At 71.0% G+C, this 17,873-nt stretch carries 19 protein-coding genes and 1 tRNA gene; 9 read left to right on the top strand and 11 right to left on the bottom strand.

Translation table 11 applies throughout. The features are described from left to right. Positions 1-219: 219 nt before the first annotated feature. Positions 220-969, bottom strand: coding sequence for a sulfite exporter TauE/SafE family protein (locus tag DNL27_RS10965; RefSeq protein ID WP_112235562.1), 750 nt, complete (start codon positions 967-969; stop codon positions 220-222). A 159-nt stretch (positions 970-1,128) separates the two neighbouring features. Between DNL27_RS10965 and DNL27_RS10960 the strand changes: the two genes are divergently transcribed. After that, positions 1,129-1,728, top strand: coding sequence for a bifunctional 2-polyprenyl-6-hydroxyphenol methylase/3-demethylubiquinol 3-O-methyltransferase UbiG (locus DNL27_RS10960; RefSeq protein WP_112235561.1), 600 nt, complete (start codon positions 1,129-1,131; stop codon positions 1,726-1,728). A gap of 46 nt (positions 1,729-1,774) precedes the next feature. On the opposite strand, the gene DNL27_RS10955 is transcribed toward DNL27_RS10960, so the two are convergent. Beyond that, the gene (locus tag DNL27_RS10955; protein ID WP_112235560.1) at positions 1,775-2,878 is read right to left on the bottom strand and encodes a type I restriction endonuclease; all 1,104 of its coding nucleotides are present in this window, start codon (positions 2,876-2,878) and stop codon (positions 1,775-1,777) included. Between the two features lie 290 nt (positions 2,879-3,168). On the opposite strand from DNL27_RS10955, the gene DNL27_RS10950 reads away from it, so the two are divergent. From DNL27_RS10950 to DNL27_RS10940, 4 genes are all read left to right on the top strand, one after another. Continuing rightward, positions 3,169-4,260 carry a DUF808 domain-containing protein gene (locus DNL27_RS10950; RefSeq protein ID WP_112235559.1) on the top strand — a complete coding sequence of 364 codons (1,092 nt, stop codon included), beginning with the start codon at positions 3,169-3,171 and terminating at the stop codon, positions 4,258-4,260. A 43-nt stretch (positions 4,261-4,303) separates the two neighbouring features. Then, a complete protein-coding gene (locus DNL27_RS12190) occupies positions 4,304-4,582 on the top strand; it encodes a hypothetical protein (protein ID WP_162627132.1) in 279 nt (92 codons plus the stop codon). A gap of 49 nt (positions 4,583-4,631) precedes the next feature. Then, positions 4,632-5,024, top strand: a complete 393-nt coding sequence (locus tag DNL27_RS10945) for an arylamine N-acetyltransferase (RefSeq protein ID WP_162627131.1) — start codon at positions 4,632-4,634, stop codon at positions 5,022-5,024. A 115-nt stretch (positions 5,025-5,139) separates the two neighbouring features. Beyond that, complete coding sequence (locus DNL27_RS10940; RefSeq protein ID WP_112235557.1) at positions 5,140-6,603, top strand: hypothetical protein; 1,464 nt, start codon at positions 5,140-5,142, stop codon at positions 6,601-6,603. 184 nt (positions 6,604-6,787) lie between these two features. Here the strand turns inward: DNL27_RS10940 and DNL27_RS10935 are convergent, their stop codons facing one another. Both DNL27_RS10935 and hisC read right to left on the bottom strand, forming a co-directional pair. Beyond that, positions 6,788-8,224 carry an amino acid permease gene (locus DNL27_RS10935; protein ID WP_112235556.1) on the bottom strand — a complete coding sequence of 479 codons (1,437 nt, stop codon included), beginning with the start codon at positions 8,222-8,224 and terminating at the stop codon, positions 6,788-6,790. A gap of 7 nt (positions 8,225-8,231) precedes the next feature. Further along, positions 8,232-9,365 (bottom strand): histidinol-phosphate transaminase, encoded by a 1,134-nt coding sequence (hisC, locus tag DNL27_RS10930; RefSeq protein ID WP_112235555.1) that lies wholly within the window; start codon positions 9,363-9,365, stop codon positions 8,232-8,234. Between the two features lie 215 nt (positions 9,366-9,580). Between hisC and DNL27_RS10925 the strand changes: the two genes are divergently transcribed. Continuing rightward, positions 9,581-10,069, top strand: coding sequence for an Lrp/AsnC family transcriptional regulator (locus tag DNL27_RS10925; protein ID WP_112235554.1), 489 nt, complete (start codon positions 9,581-9,583; stop codon positions 10,067-10,069). 139 nt (positions 10,070-10,208) lie between these two features. Here DNL27_RS10925 and DNL27_RS10920 read toward each other — a convergent pair. The 3 genes from DNL27_RS10920 to DNL27_RS10910 form a co-directional block, all read right to left on the bottom strand. Beyond that, positions 10,209-10,292, bottom strand: a tRNA-Leu gene (locus tag DNL27_RS10920). Positions 10,293-10,464: 172 nt separating this feature from the next. Next, positions 10,465-11,376 carry a metal-dependent hydrolase gene (locus tag DNL27_RS10915; RefSeq protein WP_112235553.1) on the bottom strand — a complete coding sequence of 304 codons (912 nt, stop codon included), beginning with the start codon at positions 11,374-11,376 and terminating at the stop codon, positions 10,465-10,467. Positions 11,377-11,634: 258 nt separating this feature from the next. Continuing rightward, complete coding sequence (locus tag DNL27_RS10910; protein WP_226905830.1) at positions 11,635-12,273, bottom strand: YdcF family protein; 639 nt, start codon at positions 12,271-12,273, stop codon at positions 11,635-11,637. 117 nt (positions 12,274-12,390) lie between these two features. On the opposite strand from DNL27_RS10910, the gene DNL27_RS10905 reads away from it, so the two are divergent. Beyond that, on the top strand, positions 12,391-12,867 hold the full coding sequence (locus DNL27_RS10905; protein ID WP_112235552.1) for a thioesterase family protein: 477 nt from the start codon (positions 12,391-12,393) through the stop codon (positions 12,865-12,867). A 137-nt stretch (positions 12,868-13,004) separates the two neighbouring features. Here the strand turns inward: DNL27_RS10905 and DNL27_RS10900 are convergent, their stop codons facing one another. From DNL27_RS10900 to DNL27_RS10890, 3 genes are all read right to left on the bottom strand, one after another. Continuing rightward, a complete protein-coding gene (locus DNL27_RS10900) occupies positions 13,005-13,565 on the bottom strand; it encodes a DUF2617 family protein (protein WP_058955680.1) in 561 nt (186 codons plus the stop codon). 127 nt (positions 13,566-13,692) lie between these two features. Beyond that, positions 13,693-14,724: an aldo/keto reductase family oxidoreductase gene (locus DNL27_RS10895; RefSeq protein WP_112235551.1), complete on the bottom strand. Its 1,032-nt coding sequence runs from the start codon at positions 14,722-14,724 to the stop codon at positions 13,693-13,695. Continuing rightward, positions 14,721-15,356: a tetratricopeptide repeat protein gene (locus DNL27_RS10890; protein ID WP_112235550.1), complete on the bottom strand. Its 636-nt coding sequence runs from the start codon at positions 15,354-15,356 to the stop codon at positions 14,721-14,723. The genes DNL27_RS10895 and DNL27_RS10890 overlap by 4 nt, the downstream gene beginning before the upstream one ends. A gap of 98 nt (positions 15,357-15,454) precedes the next feature. Between DNL27_RS10890 and DNL27_RS10885 the strand changes: the two genes are divergently transcribed. Then, the gene (locus DNL27_RS10885) at positions 15,455-15,898 is read left to right on the top strand and encodes a YsnF/AvaK domain-containing protein (protein WP_112235549.1); all 444 of its coding nucleotides are present in this window, start codon (positions 15,455-15,457) and stop codon (positions 15,896-15,898) included. Between the two features lie 275 nt (positions 15,899-16,173). Next, positions 16,174-16,719, top strand: a complete 546-nt coding sequence (locus DNL27_RS10880) for a histidine phosphatase family protein (RefSeq protein WP_012399078.1) — start codon at positions 16,174-16,176, stop codon at positions 16,717-16,719. A gap of 169 nt (positions 16,720-16,888) precedes the next feature. Here DNL27_RS10880 and DNL27_RS10875 read toward each other — a convergent pair whose 3' ends face one another. Continuing rightward, positions 16,889-17,746, bottom strand: a complete 858-nt coding sequence (locus DNL27_RS10875; protein WP_012399077.1) for a formate/nitrite transporter family protein — start codon at positions 17,744-17,746, stop codon at positions 16,889-16,891. Positions 17,747-17,873: the final 127 nt, after the last annotated feature.

Raw genomic sequence — 17,873 nt, 5'->3', positions numbered from 1 at the left:
GGTTGTGGGGAAGGTCCGTCGCGGACTCCGGCGTCCGGGTGAGGGTACGGGGAGGGTTTCCCAGCGGCGGCACAGGAGAACGCCATGGTACTCACGGGCCCGCCCGCGTTTCGAGGCGCCCGGGCGTGTCGGCCGGTCGGGGAGCGAGTCGACATATTGCAGAACGCGCATATAAGCGCCGCGGCAGGGCAGGCGCGCGGGCGGCGTCATCGGCGGAGGTCAGCCGACCAGCAGGGTGAGCGCGCCGCGCGCCAGGACGACGCCGCCGCCCACGGTCGCGAGCGTCATCGCCAGCCCCTGCGCGGTGGCCTTGGACATGTGGCGGGAGAGCCACGTGCCCACCGCGATGCCACCCAGGACGGTGAGGACCAGCGCGGCCAGAGCCACCGGCGCGGGGACCGGAAGGGAGAAGTGCATACCGGCCGCAAGTTTCGAGCCCGCGGACAGCGCACCCATGGCCATGAACACGGGCTGCATGGTGGCGGCGAAACGCACCTGGTCCCACCGGGTCACCCGCGAGTAGATGACCATGGCCGGCGCCGCGACCCCGGCCGTGGCGTTGAAGAACCCGCCGATCAGGCCCGCGGGCACCACGGTGGCCCTCCGGGACGCGGACGGCGTGGCGGGGGAGAACCGGGTGATGCCCAGCCCAGCAAGCACCACCGCCCCCACGGCCACCTGCAGCCACGCACTGGGCACGTGGCGCACCACCACCGCACCGGCCACGATCCCCGGCACCGCCGCACCCACCAGCACGGCGGCGTGGCGCCACTCCACGAGCCGACGCACGGACAGGGTGATGAGGAACCCCGAGCACGTGGTCGCGGCGTTGGTGGCCAGCACCCCGGCGCCCGGGCCCATGAGCAGGGAAAGCACCGGGGCCACCACGAGCCCCACCCCCGTTCCGGACACGCGCTGCAGCACGGTGCCCACGAGCACCGCCGCGAGGGCGCCCAGCAGAAGGCCCATGGGTGCTCCTTCGGGTGGGGCCCGCACCGGGCCGGTGCGGGTGCGGAGGGGGCCGTGCGAGGCGCACGGCGCTTCCGGTGAACGCGCTCCATCGTGCCAGACGGCGCCCGGTGGGCGGGCGGTGCGTCGTCCGGTGGCGGAGCGGCCTACCCTGGCCCCATGGTGGAACAGAGCAAGTGGATGGCCCGGGTGGCGGAGAATCCGGGGCACTCCCGGTGGTACATCGACCGCTTCCGCACCATGGCCCGGCGCGGCGAGGACATCGTGGGGGAGGCCCGGCTGGTCGACGCGATGGTGCCGCGCGGCGCCCGGATCCTGGACGCGGGGTGCGGGGCCGGGCGGCTCGCCGGATACCTGCACGAGGTGGGCCACCGGGTCACCGCGGTGGACGTGGACCCCGAACTGGTGCGCGCCGCCCGCGAGGACTACCCGGGGCCGGACTACCGGGTGGCGGACCTCGCGGAGCTGGCCTCCCTCGAGCTCGGGGGCGGCTTCGACGCCATCCTGTGCGCGGGCAACGTGATGACGTTCCTCGCGGAGAGCACCCGCCGGGACGTGCTGCGCGGCTTCCGCGCGCACCTGGCGGACGGTGGTCGCGCGGTGATCGGCTTCGGGGCGGGCCGCGGGTACCCGGTGGCGGACTTCCTCGACGACGCCGCGGCGGCAGCTCTCGCCCCGCAGCTCACCCTGGCGGGCTGGGACCTCCGCCCCTGGCGGGAGGACAGCGAGTTCCTGGTGGCGGTGCTGGGGGCGGATTGAGACGCGGGATGCGAAAGGCCGCATCTCAGTGAAGTCGCGTCACCCGTCAGGCGTTCAGCCTCGTCACCGTGGCCCGCAGCTCGTCACTCAAGTCGTAGATCTGTTCCAGCGTGTCCACGGCGTGCCGGGTCTCAACCTTGTTCTCATCGAGCAGGCCGACATACTTCTGGCTCCGGTTGAAGTGAAGGCGCGCAATGGTCTTGCGATTGTTGTTGTCCAGCAGGATTGCGCAGTACGACTTCGCGTCGCGATAGGAAACTCGTGACATGTCGACCTGGTTGCAGACAATGGCGCGCACGATGTTGAAGGCAGTGAGCTCCTCTGCGGTCGTGACAATGTCGTCCTGACTTTCCTGCAGGTCACGCGCGACTTCATCCTGACTCGTAATTTCCTCCGCGACTTCGGCGTCTGCCGGTAGCTGAGGGGGTACGGAGCCGGCGCCGAGAGCGGTAGTGAGCCTGTTGTTCACCTGCTCGTTGAGGAACTGCTGCGACGCCTTGCTTACCAGTGGCGTGAACTGTTCCCGCACCTTTTGGGTGAAAGCACCCTCGTAAACCCTGTTCGTGAAGAAGCGAATCCACTCGTCCGAGGGGTCCTTGAACTCGGCGGCGATCGCGCGTTTGATCTGTCCGACATATTTCAGCTCTCCCGCAGCACTGATGATCGAATCGAGGTCGAATTCTGTCTTGCTGAGTTTGAGCAGTTCAGGAATGAGGGTCGTGTCGATGTCCAGTAGATCGAGCACAAGGAACGGTTTCGCATCCATGCGGTTCGGCGCGTCAAGGTCCGTGTAGAAATGGTATTTTTCACCATTGGTGAGGATTGCAATTCGCGCATTGGTGACCGCAAAATACCTGTAGAGCTGAGATGCGTGCTCCAGCGAGAGTGGCGAGCCGATGTGCTTGCACTCGATGAGCATCTGAATCTGGCCGTCCTGGACGATGGCGTAGTCGATCTTTTCGCCCTTCTTGACGCCAACGTCCGCTGTGAACTCCGGAACCACCTCCGACGGATTGAACACGTCATAGCCCAGAATCGTCGAGATGAAGGGCATGACAAACGCGTTCTTAGTCGCCTCCTCGGTCTCGAGCGCCGATTTCTGGTGCACGACTTTGCTTGCGAGGGCGGCCAGCCGTTCCGCGAACTCCACGGGTACCTCCAGGGGTTGTCATTGCTGTGGGGGCGAACCGGAACCGCGTCAACCGGTTCCGGGACTACTGTGAATTGGGTTACACCCTACTGCCGGAGGGGTTGATCCTCGGTTGACTCGCCGAGTCGCGGCCCAGGTCCCGGCATCTGCCAGGACAACCGGGGTATCAAGGTTCCGCGCAGTGGTAGTGGGTGCAAGCCCCCGTCGGTGGTGCTGAGGAGGAGGTCGGTGACAACCCCGTACGCTTGAGCACACATTCACGCGCTGACTGATCGGAAAGAGGTACCCGCATGTCCGCTGGACTTGCCGCACTGCTGGACGACATCGCCGCGCTCGCCAAGCTCACGGCCGCCAGCGTGGACGACGTCGCCGGGGCCGCCGGACGCGCGAGCGCCAAGGCCGCGGGCGTGGTGGTGGATGACGCCGCCGTTGCCCCCCGCTTCGTGGAAGGGGCCACCCCCAACCGGGAGCTGCCGATCATCAAGAAGATCACGATCGGGTCCCTGATCAACAAGATCGTGATCATCCTGCCGGTGGCCCTGCTGCTCAGCCAGTTCGCCCCCTGGGCGCTGACCCCGCTGCTCATGCTGGGCGGCACCTACCTGTGCTTCGAGGGCGCGGAGAAGATCATCGAGCACTTCTCGCCGGGCCAGCACACGGAGGAGAAGCCCGCACCGGACCGCGGCCCGGGGGCGGAGAAGAAGATCGTGTCCGGGGCCGTGCGCACGGACCTGATCCTGAGTGCGGAGATCATGGTCATCTCCCTCAACGAGGTCTCCCACGAACCGCTGCTGGCCCGCACGGTCATCCTCATCGCGGTCGCCATCCTCATCACCATCGGTGTGTACGGCGTGGTGGGTCTCATCGTCAAGATGGACGACATCGGTGTGGCCATGGCTCGCAAGGACTCCGCGGGCGCTCAGAAGTTCGGTCTGGGACTCGTCAAGGCCATGCCCAAGGTGCTCGCCGTGATCTCCGTGGTGGGGGTCATCGCGATGCTCTGGGTGGGCGGGCACATCATCCTCACCGGCATGGCGAACCTCGGCTTCGGCCTGCCCTACGAGTGGGTGCACCACCTCAGCGAGGGCGTCCACCACGTCCCGGCAGTGGGTGCCGTGCTGGCGTGGCTGGTGGAGACGTTCTTCTCGTTCCTGCTGGGCCTCGCGTGGGGCGCGGTGATCGTGGGTATCGTCCACGTGCTGCCCTTCGGGAAGAAGCACGAGGACCGGGCAGTCGAGGGTGAGAGCGGCGTCGAACCCGGGTGCAAGACCGCGCCCTCCGGGGCCGAGAGCACGGTGCCGACGGCAGGCGCGACCCCGACCGCCGGACAGCGTGCAGAAAGCGGCGGATCCACCGCGGCGACGAGCCCGGACGAGCGCTGATCTGCAGGCCGGGCACCGGAGGCCGCAGACGAAGGAGTATGCCGTGAACGACAACCAGCGCGGTGGATCGCGGGGGTGGTTGCTCGCCTCCCGCGCGTCGATCCCGCTGGTCGTGCTGCCGACCCTCGCGCTGCTCGACTGGGACGGCACAGGGACACCGCGGCCGTTCGTGATGTTCTTCCTTCCTGCCCTCGTGGGAGTGCTCGGAGGACTGGCAGGAGCCAAGGCCGGGCGCCCGGCTCTTGAGGTGTGCGTCGGGCTGCTCGGGATCATTGCGGTGCCGGTGGCGCTGCAGGTGGTGCTGCTGGTCGAGGGGCCGTGACGTCGGGGGAGGAGCACACGTTCTCACGTTCCCTTTCAGCAACGTGGAGGTGCTGCTCGGCCACTACCCGGGTACGGTCTTCGACCAGCTTGTGGTGCGCCGCCGCGGCGGCTACTGCTTCGAGCGCGCGCAGCTCTTCGCCGCCGCCCTGGAGACCGCAGGCTTCACGGTGCGTCGCGCCCTGGGCCGCGTGCGGTCCCTGCAGAGCGCACGAACCCACATGACCGTCCTGGTGGACCTCGCGGGCGTGCGGTACCTGTGCGATCCCGGCTCCGGGTTCAGCATCACCGGCCCTGTCCCGTTGCAAGACGGCGCTCGCTACGTGGACACGGGTCAGACCTTCGCCGTGGGCCGGGTCTACGATCTGGGGGGTGTCGCTCTCGGAGAGGGAGGCGGAGCAGCCCACCGCAGTGGTGCAGAGTCTGCGGAACCAGTGAGATGATCGTGGCGAGGCCGGTCCCCTTCCCCCGGGGTGCCCGGCTTTCGCCGTGTCCGGAGCGGAGCTGACCGGACGGGGCACAACTGCATACTCCCCCCACCCCTGAAAGAGCACCCCCATGCCCTTCCCCCGTTCCTTTGCCGCGTCCGCGACCGCCACGAGCACGGCGGTTCTGCTGACCCTCCTGACCGGTTCGTCGGCCGCTGTGGCGGCCCCGGCGCGCACCCCGGTCCCGGCGGCAGCGCAGCCGACGACGTCGCCGGTCCAGCCTCCGGCGCAGGCCCCGGCGACGCCCGCGGTGGGTGCGGCAACCGGGGCGGGTGCCATCGCGCCCACCACCGCGTTCCACCAGACGTTCAGCGCGGCGGGCAAGACCTCCGCGTACCACCTCTACGCGGACGGCATCGACCGCTCGAAGGCGGTGGGGGTGGTGTACTACCTGGGCGGCGACTACATGAAACCCCAGGGCTCCTGGGTGGGCCGCCCCGACGGGCCCGAGCTGCGCGCGATGGCCGCGGAGGCCCGGAAGAAGAACATGGTCCTGGTGGTCCCGCTCTCCCCGGACCACGATGCGCGCGGTGACGGCATCACCTGGTGGGAGGACGCGGACGGCAACGGTGACTGGTTCCGAGCGCTCCAGGCCTCGCTCACGAGCCGGCACGGGCTGGACACCTCCCGCGTGTGGCTCGCCGGCTACTCGGGCGGCGCCGAGTTCATCACGTACGAGCTGCTCGCGGACCGGCAGAGCTGGATCCGGGGCGGAGGTGCCACGATCATCGGCGGGGGCGGCTCGTACGGCATGCAGAGCGCCCCCGGCGCGGCGGTGCGCGGCCTGCCACTCACCTGGCACGTGGGGTCGAAGGACGGCCCCGGCAGCACCAACCCACCCACCTGGTCCGCTCTCAAGGCCGCCCGGGCGGGTCAGAAGCGCTATGCCGTGGACGGCTTCACGCGCACGCGCCTGTCCACCCTGCCGGGGCTGGACCACGAGGACTACGACATCGTGGGCCTGCTGCGCCAGGACCTCGCCTCTCTGCCCGCCGCCCCGACGACGACGCCGCCCGCGTCCTGGCTGCGCGGCGCCATCCGCACCGACTACCTCGCCACGGGTGGGGCCGCGGTCTACGGCCATCCCACCTCGCCGGAGAGGTCCACGGGCCACCTCGGCGGGGTGCACCAGGGCTTCACCCGCAACTGGACCTTCTACTGGAGCCCGCAGACCGGCGCCCACCCGGTGAAGTGGGACAGTGGCATCGGCGCGGCGTACCGCACGGCGGGTCTGGAGCGTGCATGGGGCTACCCCGTGATGGCGGAGCGTGCCCTGCCGGGCGGGGCCTACCAGGACTTCCGGAACGGGGGCGCCAGGTTCCGCGCCATGTACTCCCCCCGCACGGGAACGCACGTGGTCAAACTGACCGGGGGGATCGGCTCGGCGTGGCAGAGGGCCGGACACGAGCATGGCTGGGGGCACCCCGTGACGGACGAGTACGCCGTGTCCGGGGGAGCGGCCCAGAAGTTCTCCAACGGGTACGTGGCCACGTGGCACCGCAGCACGGGAAAGATCACGGTCTCGCGGTTCTGACACCGACTCCACACGCGGAAAGAGTCGGGGGACCCACACCCGGATCGTGTGCTCCGAGCGGGGGTCCCCCGACTGCCCGTCCCGCCTGAGCAGTGGTCAGGCGCGCTCCTCCACTTCGGCCGGGCCCGCGGTCAGCTCACGGGGCGCGGCAGCGTCGGCGTCGTGCGTGCCCCAGGCCCGGCTCCTACTCGTGGACGTCGGCGTGGACCGCCGCCGGCTGGTTGGTGCGGCGGGTCACGAAGATCCCGGTCACGGCGATCAGCGCGGTGGCGGTGATGGTGAGCAGCAGCTGGGTGCGCGTGGCGGGGTCGAACATCGCGACCACCACGATCAGCACCAGCAGCGCCACCGTGAGGTAGGACAGGAGCGGGAACAGCGGCATCCGGTAGGTGGTGGAGCGCACGCCCGGGTTCTCGCGCTCGCGGCGGTGGCGCAGCGTGATCTGGGAGGCGGCCACGGAGATCCAGATGATGATGATCGTGGAGCCCACGATGGACAGCAGCGTGTCCAGCACCTTGCCCGGGAAGATCGCCTCCAGGATGCTCGCCACGAAGCCGAACGAGACCGTGAGCAGCACGGCGCGGCGCGGCACGTTGTTGCTCGCCGTGCGCTTGATGGCGGCCGGGGCGTAGTCGCGCTGGGCCAGCGAGTGCATCATGCGTGAAGCGGCATAGATGTTGGCGTTGAGAGCGCTGAGCAGGGCGAACACCGCGATCAGGGCCATGATGCTGCCCGCCGCGGGCAGGCCCGCCACGTTGAGCACGGCCGCGAACGGGCCCTCGGGGGCGTCCGCCTGGGAGGGCTCGAGGATGGCCACGATGATGAACACGGTGCCGATGTAGAACAGCACGATGCGCCAGGCGACCGTGCGGATGGCGGTGGCCACGCTCTTCTGCGGGTCCGCGGTCTCGCCGGCGGCGATCGCCACGATCTCGGTGCCGCCGAACGCGAAGATCACGATCAGCAGACCGGCGCCCACCCCGGCGATGCCCGTGGGGGCGAAGTCCGTGAAGTTGGACAGCCCGCCCTCGTGGCCGGGGACCACCCCCATCAGCATGAGGATGCCCACCACCAGGAACGCGAGGATCACGCCTACCTTGAGGAACGCGAACCAGAACTCGAACTCGCCGTACTTGCTCACCGCGAACATGTTGACGACCGTGAAGACCGCCATGAAGACCACGCTCAGCACCCAGGTGGGCGGCACGGCGATCCCGGCCAGGCTCTCACCCAGAATGCCGGTGAGGATCGTGGCCGCGCCGTTGGCCTCCGCCGCGGTCACCACGGCCAGCTGCACCCAGTACAGCCAGCCCACGGTGTAGCCGGCCACGGGGCCGAACGCGTTCTGTGCGTGCGCGGAGAACGCGCCGCTCGTGGGGTTGGCGGCGGAGAGCTCGCCGATCATCCACATCACCAGCACCACGAGGGCGCCGGCCACGATGTAGGAGACGAGGATGGCGGGCCCGGCCACGGCCACGCCCTTGCCGCTGCCCAGGAACAGGCCCGCGCCGATCGCTCCGCCCAGGCCCATCATGGTCAGCTGGCGGGGCTTGAGCCCGCGCACGGTGGTGGTGGACGCGTCCTGGGCGTGCTCGGACGGCCGGGGAGTGGTGGTGCTCATGTGTTGGTCAGCTCCGGTTCCGGGGCGTCGTTGCCCCGTCGAGGTGGGCGCGCACGTCCTGTGCGGCCACGATGAAGGTCTGGTTCGCGGCGGGGGAGCCGATGCTCACCCGGATCCCCTCGTCCGCGAAGGCGCGCACGATCACGCCGTGGCGGGTGAAGATCTCCTCCGCGGCCGTGGTGTGGGGGCCGGTGCGCAGCCACACGAAGTTCGCCTGGGACTCCACGACGTCCCAGCCCTGCTCGGTGAGCTGCCGGTGCACGTGGTCCCGCTGCTCCACGAGGGCGGTGATCCGCTCCTCCACCTCGGACTCGGCGGCCAGGCTGGCGAGCGCGGCCTGCTGGGCCAGGTTGGTCACGCCGAAGGGGATGGCCACGGCGCGCAGCGCGGCGCTGATGTACGCCGGGGCGATCGCGTAGCCGATCCGCAGCCCCGCCAGGCCGTAGGCCTTGGAGAACGTGTGCAGGACCACCACGTTGGGGTACTCGCGGAAGAAGTCGATGCCGCGCGCGGCGGCCGGGTCCACGTTGAAGTGCACGTAGGCCTCGTCCACCACCACGAGCACGTGCTCGGGGACCTGCTTCATGAACGCGTGCAGCTCGTCCGCGGTCACGGAGGTGCCGGTGGGGTTGTTGGGGGTGCACACCAGGACCACCTTGGTGCGCTCGGTGACGGCCGCAGCCATGGCAGGCAGGTCGTGGCGCTCGTCCTCGGTGAGGGGCACCTTGACCGCGGTGGCACCGGCCAGGCCCGCCAGGATGGGGTAGGCCTCGAAGGAGCGCCACGCGAAGACGACCTCGTCCCCCTCGTCGCACACGGCGCGGATGATCTGGGAGGCGACCTCCACGGAACCGCTGCCGAAGCTCACGGAGGAGGGCTCCACGCCCCAGCGCTGCGCGACGGCCTCCGTGACCGCCTGGCAGGTCATGTCCGGGTAGAGGTTCATCTCCGGGGACATCTGGTTCACGGCGTCGAGCACGGACGGCAGCGGCGGGTACGGGTTCTCGTTCGAGGACAGCTTGTACTGGATCACGTCGGACGAGGCCGCGGACTTCCCCGGCTTGTAGGGGGGAAGGGACTGCAGCGCGGCGCGCAGGGACACGGCGGATCGGGCCGCGTCCCCCGAGGAATGAGTGGTCACGTGGGACTCCTTGCAGGATCTGTGGTGGCAGTCACAGTGACACAGCACACGGGGGTGCACAACCGGAACATGGTGTACTGATCATAATGCGCAGTTCTCAGGTGGTGCACCGCTGATCACTGCACAATGTGTCAGGTGGCCCGCGTCCCGAAAATGACTCCCGCGTAACCCGCGCGGGGCTTGGGGCGGTTGGGGCCGTCAGCAGAGGAGCGGGGATGAAGATCGACGAGCTCGACGTGCGGATCGTGGAGCTGTTCACGCAGGACTCGCGCATCGGGGTGCTCGCGGCGTCCAGGGCCCTGGGGGTCGCCCGGCCCACGGTGCAGTCCCGCTTGGACAAGCTGCGCCGCGCCGGGGTGATCCAGGACATGGCGCCCACCCTGAACCCTGCGCGGTTCGGCTATACCGTGATGGCCATCGTCTCCATCGAGATCAGCCAGGGTGTGGGTCACGTGCCCGTGGGTGAGGCCCTGCGGGAGATCCCGGAGGTCATCGAGATGTACACGGTCTCGGGGGACCATGACGTGATGGTGCGCGTGGTGGCCCGCTCCAACGACGACCTGCAGCGGGTCATCGACGCGATCGCCCGCACCGGGGCCGTGAACCGTACGCGCAGCGTGGTGGTGCTGCAGACCCACTTCCAGAACCGTGTGCTGCCGCTGTTCGCGCAGGTGGGTGGTGCCGAGCCGTCGGAGGGTTCCTGACGGGGCGCCACGGGCGCCGGACGGTTGGCGCAGGGCCCACCGCGTCCGCTCGCGCCCGTGAACCGGGAGTCCCGGGGCGCACCGGCTTGGGAATGGAAAAGCCCCGCCCGACCTCTCGGTCGAACGGGACTTCCTGCGGTGCGCGAGGGGGGAGTTGAACCCCCACGCCCTCTCGGGCACACGGACCTGAACCGTGCGCGTCTGCCTATTCCGCCACTCGCGCTCGTTGTCCCACTCGGCGTACGCCCGTGAGCAACGTCGAAAAGCCTACCCCACCCCGGCCGGGTTGGCGAATCGGGGTCCGAGGGCCCGGAACGCGGCACGGCCGGGGGTGCCGCAGGGCACCCGGCGCGGGGGTGACGCCGCCCGCGTGCCGGGCAGGGCGGCATCGTCCCTCACATGCTGACCGTGAGCCCCGCCCAGGCGATGCCCGCGCAGGCCAGGCCCGCGAGCGCGTACAGGGTCACGGGCACGAGCAGCAGCACCTCGCGCGCGGATCCGGCGTTGCCCAGCACGGGCAGGCGCACGAAGGACCGGCGCGCGTAGAGGGACGGCGGCAGGGGAAGGGGCACCCGCAGGGGCCAGAGCAGGTGGATGCCCTGGGTGGTCAGCAGGTCACCGAGCATGTGCACGGCGCACCCGAGCCCCACGGCCACCACGAACCAGCGCGGATCGCCCGGGGGGTGGGTGGCCACGAACGCACCCAGCAGGATGCCCACCACCCAGTTGGCGTGGGCGAGGCGGTCCGGGACGAACGCCAGCACCTTGACCGCGCACGCGATCAGCAGCACGGACAGCACCGCGGCCAGGGGCCACACCTGCCCGGGCAACGACGCCGCGGCGTCACCGACCGCGCCCGCGGCCCCGGACCCGACCGCGCCGGGCGCCGCGGCCCCGGTGCCCGCGCCGCCCGCCGGGAGCGCCGCGGACCCGGTGCCGTGCCACCGCAGGGCGTCCCCCACCGGCACGGAGGCGCGCTGGGAGAGCTCGGCGAGCAGGACCACCACCAGCAGCCCGAGCAGGGAGTGCGTTCCACGGCGGTGCCCGCCGGCGAGCCTGCTCAGCCCCCTGGCGAGCCAGCGGGACACCGGGGGGAGCGAGCGGGCGACGGTCCCACCCGGGTGGTCGAGGTCCGGCAGCAGCGCGGCCCCGGCGCAGATCAGCGCGCCCGTGATCACCCCGGGATCCCCCACGGGCATCAGCCCGAGGCCCACGGGGAAGGAGATGTCCGCGAGGTGCACGGTGTAGGTGCCGGTGAGCGCAACCCACGCGGCGGCACCGCACGCGGCGTGGCTGGGGCCCATCATCGGGGCGTCCTGGGCATGGGGTGGTCCTTTCCAGACCTCGGGGAAGAAGCAAAACCCCAGGCTAGGAACGGGTTCCGACCCGCATAAGCGCCCCCGGGCCCGTCGGTTCGACGCTGTGTCGATGCCGACCGCGCGCTCGCGCGCGCCACGAGACCGGCGAACGCGGCGGATGCGCCGCGGCCCCCGCGCGTCCCCGGTGGCGGGGCGCCGGCGCGGACCCACGGGACCGGCTCGACGCCGCCCGCACCCTGTCCGGGCTCAGTCCCCGGACTTGGGGTGCCAGGGCAGCTGCTGGTCGCAGCCGGGAGTGAGCCAGGCCTTCACGTACCCGGCGCTCTGGTGCAGGTACTGCACCAGCAGATTCTTGCCCGAGATGTTGAAGTCCACCGCGGACATCCGCAGCTCCCCGGGGAAGCAGCGCTCGAGGATCAGCCTCGAGCGGGGCACGTGCTGGGTGAACGTGACGGCGGTGACGGTCTTCCAGCCGCGCTGCTCCGCGAGCTCACGCAGCTTCATGGCCTCGCCCTGCGTGGTGGAGGGGTCGGGCTTGAAGCACAGCACCTCCACCCCCTCGTGCGGGGCGCAGAAGGAGCGGGCGGTGTAGTACTGCACCATCTCCGGGGGGTCGAACGGCTGGGCGTCCGGGGTGGAGAAGACCACGGTGTCCGCGATGTGCTGGTTGTACACGAGGTCCTCGGCGAAGGCCACGCGGGTGGGGTCCGGGGGTCCGAGCACCAGCAGCGCGTCCGACCTGCGGGGCGGGTCCACGCGGGGGCTGTCCAGCACGGCGTGGCACACGGCGAGCCACAGGGTGCCCAGCAGCGCGAGCGCGATCAGCACCACGAGGGGCCAGCGCCGTCGCAGCGCAGGGGTGTGCCCGGGGGGCGTGGGGGCCACGTGGTTCCTCTCGGTGGGAGCGCTCGGCGAGAATGCCGCGGATATCATCTCATCCAGCACCGCGGCGCCCGCCGGTTCCGCGGGTGGAACGGAAAACACCCAGCAAGGAGTCAGTGCATGCGATCGAATGAACATGTCGAGCGTGCCGTGATCTGCCCGGTTCCGCTGCGCTGGGGGGACATGGACCCGTACGGCCACGTGAACAACGTGGAGGTGATCCGGGTGCTCGAGGAGGCCCGGATCGCGGCGTTCGGCGTGCCCGTGGGCACGGGGGAGCAGGTGGTGCCCGCGCGCATCCCGCTGTTCTCGGTGCTGCCCGAGGGCACCCAGGCGCTGATCGCGGAGCACCGCGTCAAGTACCTGCGTCCGCTCGAGTACCGCAACGTGCCGGTGGAGGTGCGCGTGTGGGTGGTCTCGGCAAAGGCCGCCACCCTGGTGCTGGGCTTCGAGATCCTGGACGCCCACGACGGCGCCGCGTGCGTGCGCGCCCAGACCCAGCTCGCGTTCTTCATCCCCGAGTCCCGCACGGTCCTGCGGCTCACGCGGGAGCAGCGAGAGCTGCTGGAGCCCCACACCGCGCCCTCGCCCTTCTGAGGCCGGGGCACCGCCCACCGCGTCCAGCGCCGACGCCCTCGGGAACGGCCACCCCATGGGGAACGGCGCGCGGTGCGCAAGGCCGCCCAGGCGGCCCGTGCGCTCGGCCCGACAGGCGCGCGGACGGACGCGGCGCGTCAGGCCGCGAGGTCCGGTGCGGTGCTCAGCTGCAGCTCGGCGCGCGTGCGCAGGATCGCCCCGCACTCCGGCAGCACGCGCCACGTCCACCACATCAGGGTGTGGGACTCCGGGTCCGGATGGCACGTGGCCGCGGTGACCGCCGCGGGCTCCTCGGTGTCCTGGACGCACACCGCGAGCGGCGCCTGCTCCAGCGTGGTGCGGATCCGCTCGAGCTCCTTGCGCAGCCCTCGGGGGGAGTGCTCAGTGACGGTGCAGCCCACCTCAACCTGCTCGGCGAAGGGCGAGGGCCGCTCGATGCTGCGCAGCACGGGCAGCCGGGCGGTGTCCTCCTCGAACACCCCCACGGTCTCCACCCAGCGCCGCCCGGCGTGGCTGACCACGAACTGGTGGTGGCCCGGGCCCACCCGCAGCTGCGCCTCGGTGAGCTCGTCCACGGTCATCGCGGCTCCGGCCGGGGCGTCCAGCACCCCAAGGTCCGTGCGGTAGCCGAACTGTTCGGGGCGGCACACGGGGTGCCCCGGCATACGGGTGAGCCAGTCGTGCTCCATGCGCGTCATCTCTCTGATCGGTCTCGCGGCAGCCCGCCGCGCCCTCTTCACACATGAAAATATCCCCACACCGGGGGACGGACAAGCACTGAATCATCACCGTTCGGTGACGGTGGACGGGCCGCACGCCGCGCGGCTACGGCAGCGGCCGGCCCCTCGCGGCGGTCCACAGGCCGTACCAGTCCTCGTGGGTCATCAGCTGCGCCGCACGCGGTGCCAGGGCGCTCGCCGCGATCCGCCGCGGGTCCATGGTGCCGATCACGGGGCGGATGCCGGACGGGTGGCGCAGCAGCCACCCGAGCACCACGGCCTCGGCGGGCACGTCCATGCGCTCGGCGATCCGCCGCACGAGCGCGCTCGTGCGCTGCTCCGGCGTGGCGCCCTCGTCGGGGCGTTCCGGTGGAGGTGCGGATCCCGGAGGGGACGACGCCGCACCCCGGGGGCCCGCCGCGGGTCGCCAGGGTTCGGTGGCTCCCGAGTAGCGGCCGCCAGCCAGAGCACCCCACGCCTGGACCTCGATGCCCTCAGCGTCGCAGAGCTCGAGCAGGCCCTCGGGGAAGCTCACGTGGGCGCCGTCCGGGTGGTTGGCGAGCACCTGGGACTCCACGAAGTCCCGGTGGGCCAGGCTCAGCTGCAGCTGCACCGCGGTCACGGGTGTCTCCAGGTGGCCGCGCAGCCCGAGCACCTGCTGCGTGGTCACGTTGGAGAGCCCCACCGAGGCGATCAGCCCCTCCCGGTGCAGCTCGTCCAGGGCCCGGGAGGTCTCCCGCCAGGGAGTGAGCGGGTCCGGGCGGTGCACGAACAGCCGCTCCACCCGGTCCACGCCGAGCCGGCGCAGGGAGCCCTCGAAGGAGGAGCGGATGGTGTCCCGGTCCAGGCGGTAGTGGGCGGGGGCGTCATCGGGTGCGGTGCTGCCGGGCAGCCGGATGCCGCACTTGGTCTGCACCCGCACGGCCCGGCGCAGCACGGCGTCCTCGGCGATGATGCGCCCGAAGACCGTCTCCGAGTCCCCGCCCACGTAGATGTCCGCGTGGTCGAAGAGCGTGATCCCGGCCCGGTGGGCGGCGTACAGGGCGTCACGGGCGGCGTCATACTGGGACGCAGGAACGGTCCGTTGGCCCCAGGAGCCGCCCAGGCCCATGCACCCGAGGACCAGCGGGGAGCTCACCCGCGTCCGCTCTGGCGCTCCGCGGCGCGGCGCAGCCGGGCGGCTTCGGCGAAGGCCGCGGCGGACTCGTCGAGCTGACCGGTGCCCTCGTAGAGCGCGCCCAGTTCCGTGAAGCAATCCGAGCGGTCCCGGAACGAGTCCGGTTCCTGCTCGTAGAAGTCCACCGCGCGGTTGTAGGCGGTCACCGCCTGCGCGTGGCGGCGGGTCTCGCGGTAGACCCGCGCGAGGTTGATGTAGCAGTCCGCCTGGTCCCGTGGCTCGTGCGGGGCGTCCAGGTACTGCCCGAGGGCGTCGAGCAGCTGGGTTTCCGCGCCGTGCAGGTCCCCGGTCTCCACGAGCAGCGACCCCAGGATGAGGTGGGCCCGGGCCTTGTGCCGGCCGCTGCCCTCGAGACGCGCGAAGTGCTCGAGCGCCCGCTGGTACTCCGCCACCGCCTTGCTCGTGCGGTCCATCAGCATGTGGATGTGGCCCAGGTTGTAGTGGCACGCCGCGAGTTCGCGGTCCGCGGGGCCGGACTCCTGGAAGAGCTCGATCGCCTGCCGGTACGCTGTCTCCGCCAGGACGTGGTCACCGCGGTCCTCAGCGTCCAGGGCTTGCGTGAAGAAGCCGTTTCCGTCGTCCGAGTAGCTCATCAGCTCGTCCTTCCGTGCCGGGTCGAGGTGCCCTCATGCTACGCCGCACCACTAAACCGGCTGATAATCTCAGATCCACACTCTCCCAGGAGGTCAGGATGGCAGCACAGCACACCGCGCCGGGGCAGGACCCGCGCGATCCTCGCCACGCGGCAGCCCACGACGAGCACGCTTCCGTGGTCCGCCACGAGGAGCGGCTGGTGATCGACCGCGAGCAGCAGGAGACCGGCCGCGCGCGGCTGCGCAAGTACGTGGTCACCGAGCCCGTGCGCCAGGAGGTCACCGTCGCGTCCGAGGAGCCGGACCTGGTGCGCACGCCCATCACGGCCGAGGAGCGCGAGGCGTTCCTGGCCGGGCGGGAGCTGCCGCTCGGCGAGGACGAGGTCATCCTGTACCGCTCCGAGCCCGTGGTGCAGACCGTCCGGGTGCCGTACCAGCGGGTGCGGCTCGTGGCCCAGCGCGTCGAGCACACCGAGGTGGTCGAGGACACCCTGCGCAAGGAGCGCGTGGACATCGAGACCCAGGACGCTCCCCGCTCCTGAGCACGACGACGACGCCGCCCGGCCCGGTTCCGGGGCGCCGTCGCCTTCCGGGGTGCACACAGGGCGATGGCATCCCTTTGAGCGCGCCCAGGGCGACGTCGTCTCCCAAGACACGTCCCGGGGGAGGGCGGCCGCCGGGTCGCGTCCGGGGCGGCACCGGGCCCCGGGACGCACCCGACCCGTTGCCGGGGCACCTCTGCACCGTGTGGTGCGGCTCTGACGGCGGGTGCCACGGTCGGTGCGAAGCACCACCCGCCCGGGGGTAGGTTGGACGGGTGAGTGATACGACCCTGACCCTGATCCGCCACGGCCAGACGGACTGGAACCTGCAGCGCCGGCTGCAGGGCCGCTCCGACATCCCCCTCAACGACACCGGCCGCGAGCAGGCCCGGGCCGTGGGCCGGGAGCTGGCGGCGTCGGGCGAGCACTGGGACGCCCTGGTCTCCTCCCCGCTGATGCGGGCGAAGGAGACCGCCGAGATCATCGGCGAGCAGATCGGGCTGCCCCTGTCCCGCACCTACGACGAGCTGGTGGAGCGCTCCTTCGGCGACGCCGAGGGCTACGACTGCACCGGCACCACGGACGACGAGCGCCACGCCATCATGGACCGCCACGGCGAGGCCACCGAGGACGTGGTGCAGCGCGGGCTCGCGGTGCTGCGCCGGATCCTGGAGGACCACCCGGGCCAGCACGTGATGGTGGTGGCCCACGGCACCCTGATCCGCCTCACGGTGGACCGCATCCTGGGTACGGAGCTGCCGAGCCTCGAGAACGGCCAGGTGCTCACCGTCACCGCGGGGCAGGTGCTGGCCGCCCGCTGACGGCCCCGACCGTCGGAGGCCCGTTCGTGAGCAGGGCCCTCGCACCGTGGAGTGCGAGGGCCCTGCTCCGTTCTTCCGCGGTCCGCAGCACGCACGGCGGCGTGCTCCTGCCTCAGCGGGAGGTGCCCTCCGGGGGAGCGGTGCCCCGGCCCCTCTCTCAGCGGTGGAGCTAGCTGGCGGAACCGGAACCGGACGCGGGTGCGGCGGGCGCGGCAGCGGCGTCGTGGTCCGGGGCTGCGGAGCGTGCGGGGCGGTGGGCCAGCATCAGGGCCAGGCCCGTGAAGACGAATCCGCCCACGAAGTTGCCCACGAGCACGGGGGCCTGGTTCCACAGCCACCAGTCCCCGAAGGAGACGTCCGCGCCCAGCAGCATGCCCATGGGGATCATGAAGAAGTTGACCACGGCGTGCTCGAAGCCCAGCCCGAAGAACGCCATGATGGGCAGCCAGATGGCGGCGATCTTGCCGATGGTGTCCTTGGAGACCATGCCCATGAACACGCCCAGGCACACGAGCCAGTTGCACAGCACCGCCTTGACGAACACGGTGGCCATGCCCGCCCCGCCCAGGGCGGCGTACGCGGTGGTCTTGGCCTGCGCGGTGTCCACGAACTTCTGGCCGAGCGCGCCGGCGTCGTGGGAGCCGAAACCGGTGAGCACGCCCGCGTAGAGCAGGGCGAACGCCGCGGCACCGATGATGTGGCCCGCGATCACCGTGAGGCTGTACCGGGCCACGGCGGACCACGGCACCAGACCGCGCACGGCGGCCATGGGGGTCAGGGCGAAGCCGCCCGTGACCAGCTCCATGCCCATGAGGATCACGATGGTGATCCCGGCCGGGAACAGCACGGCACCCACCACGGGCGAGCCGGAGCTCACGGTGGCCGACACCGCGAACGAGGTGGTGGCCGCGAGCACGGCGCCGCCCAGCACACCGCGCAGCACGAGGGCGCCGGAGGGGGCCGTGGCCTTGGCCTCCCCGGCGGTGACGGCGTCCGCCACCACGTCCACTGGTTTCACATTAGTCATGGCTGCTCGGCTCTCTGTCGTGGGGGCGGGCCGTGCCTCGGCCGTGGGCCGCGGGTGCCCGCACCGGCGCGGTGGGCGGGGTGCGAAGGCAAAACCGTGACCGCACGAGTGTAGGACCGTGCAACGC

The organism is Kocuria sp. BT304 (assembly GCF_003290245.1).
GTDB lineage: Bacteria > Actinomycetota > Actinomycetes > Actinomycetales > Micrococcaceae > Kocuria > Kocuria rhizophila_A.
Note: the sequence above shows the minus strand (reverse complement) of the source record. Positions and strands in the feature narration are given on the sequence as shown.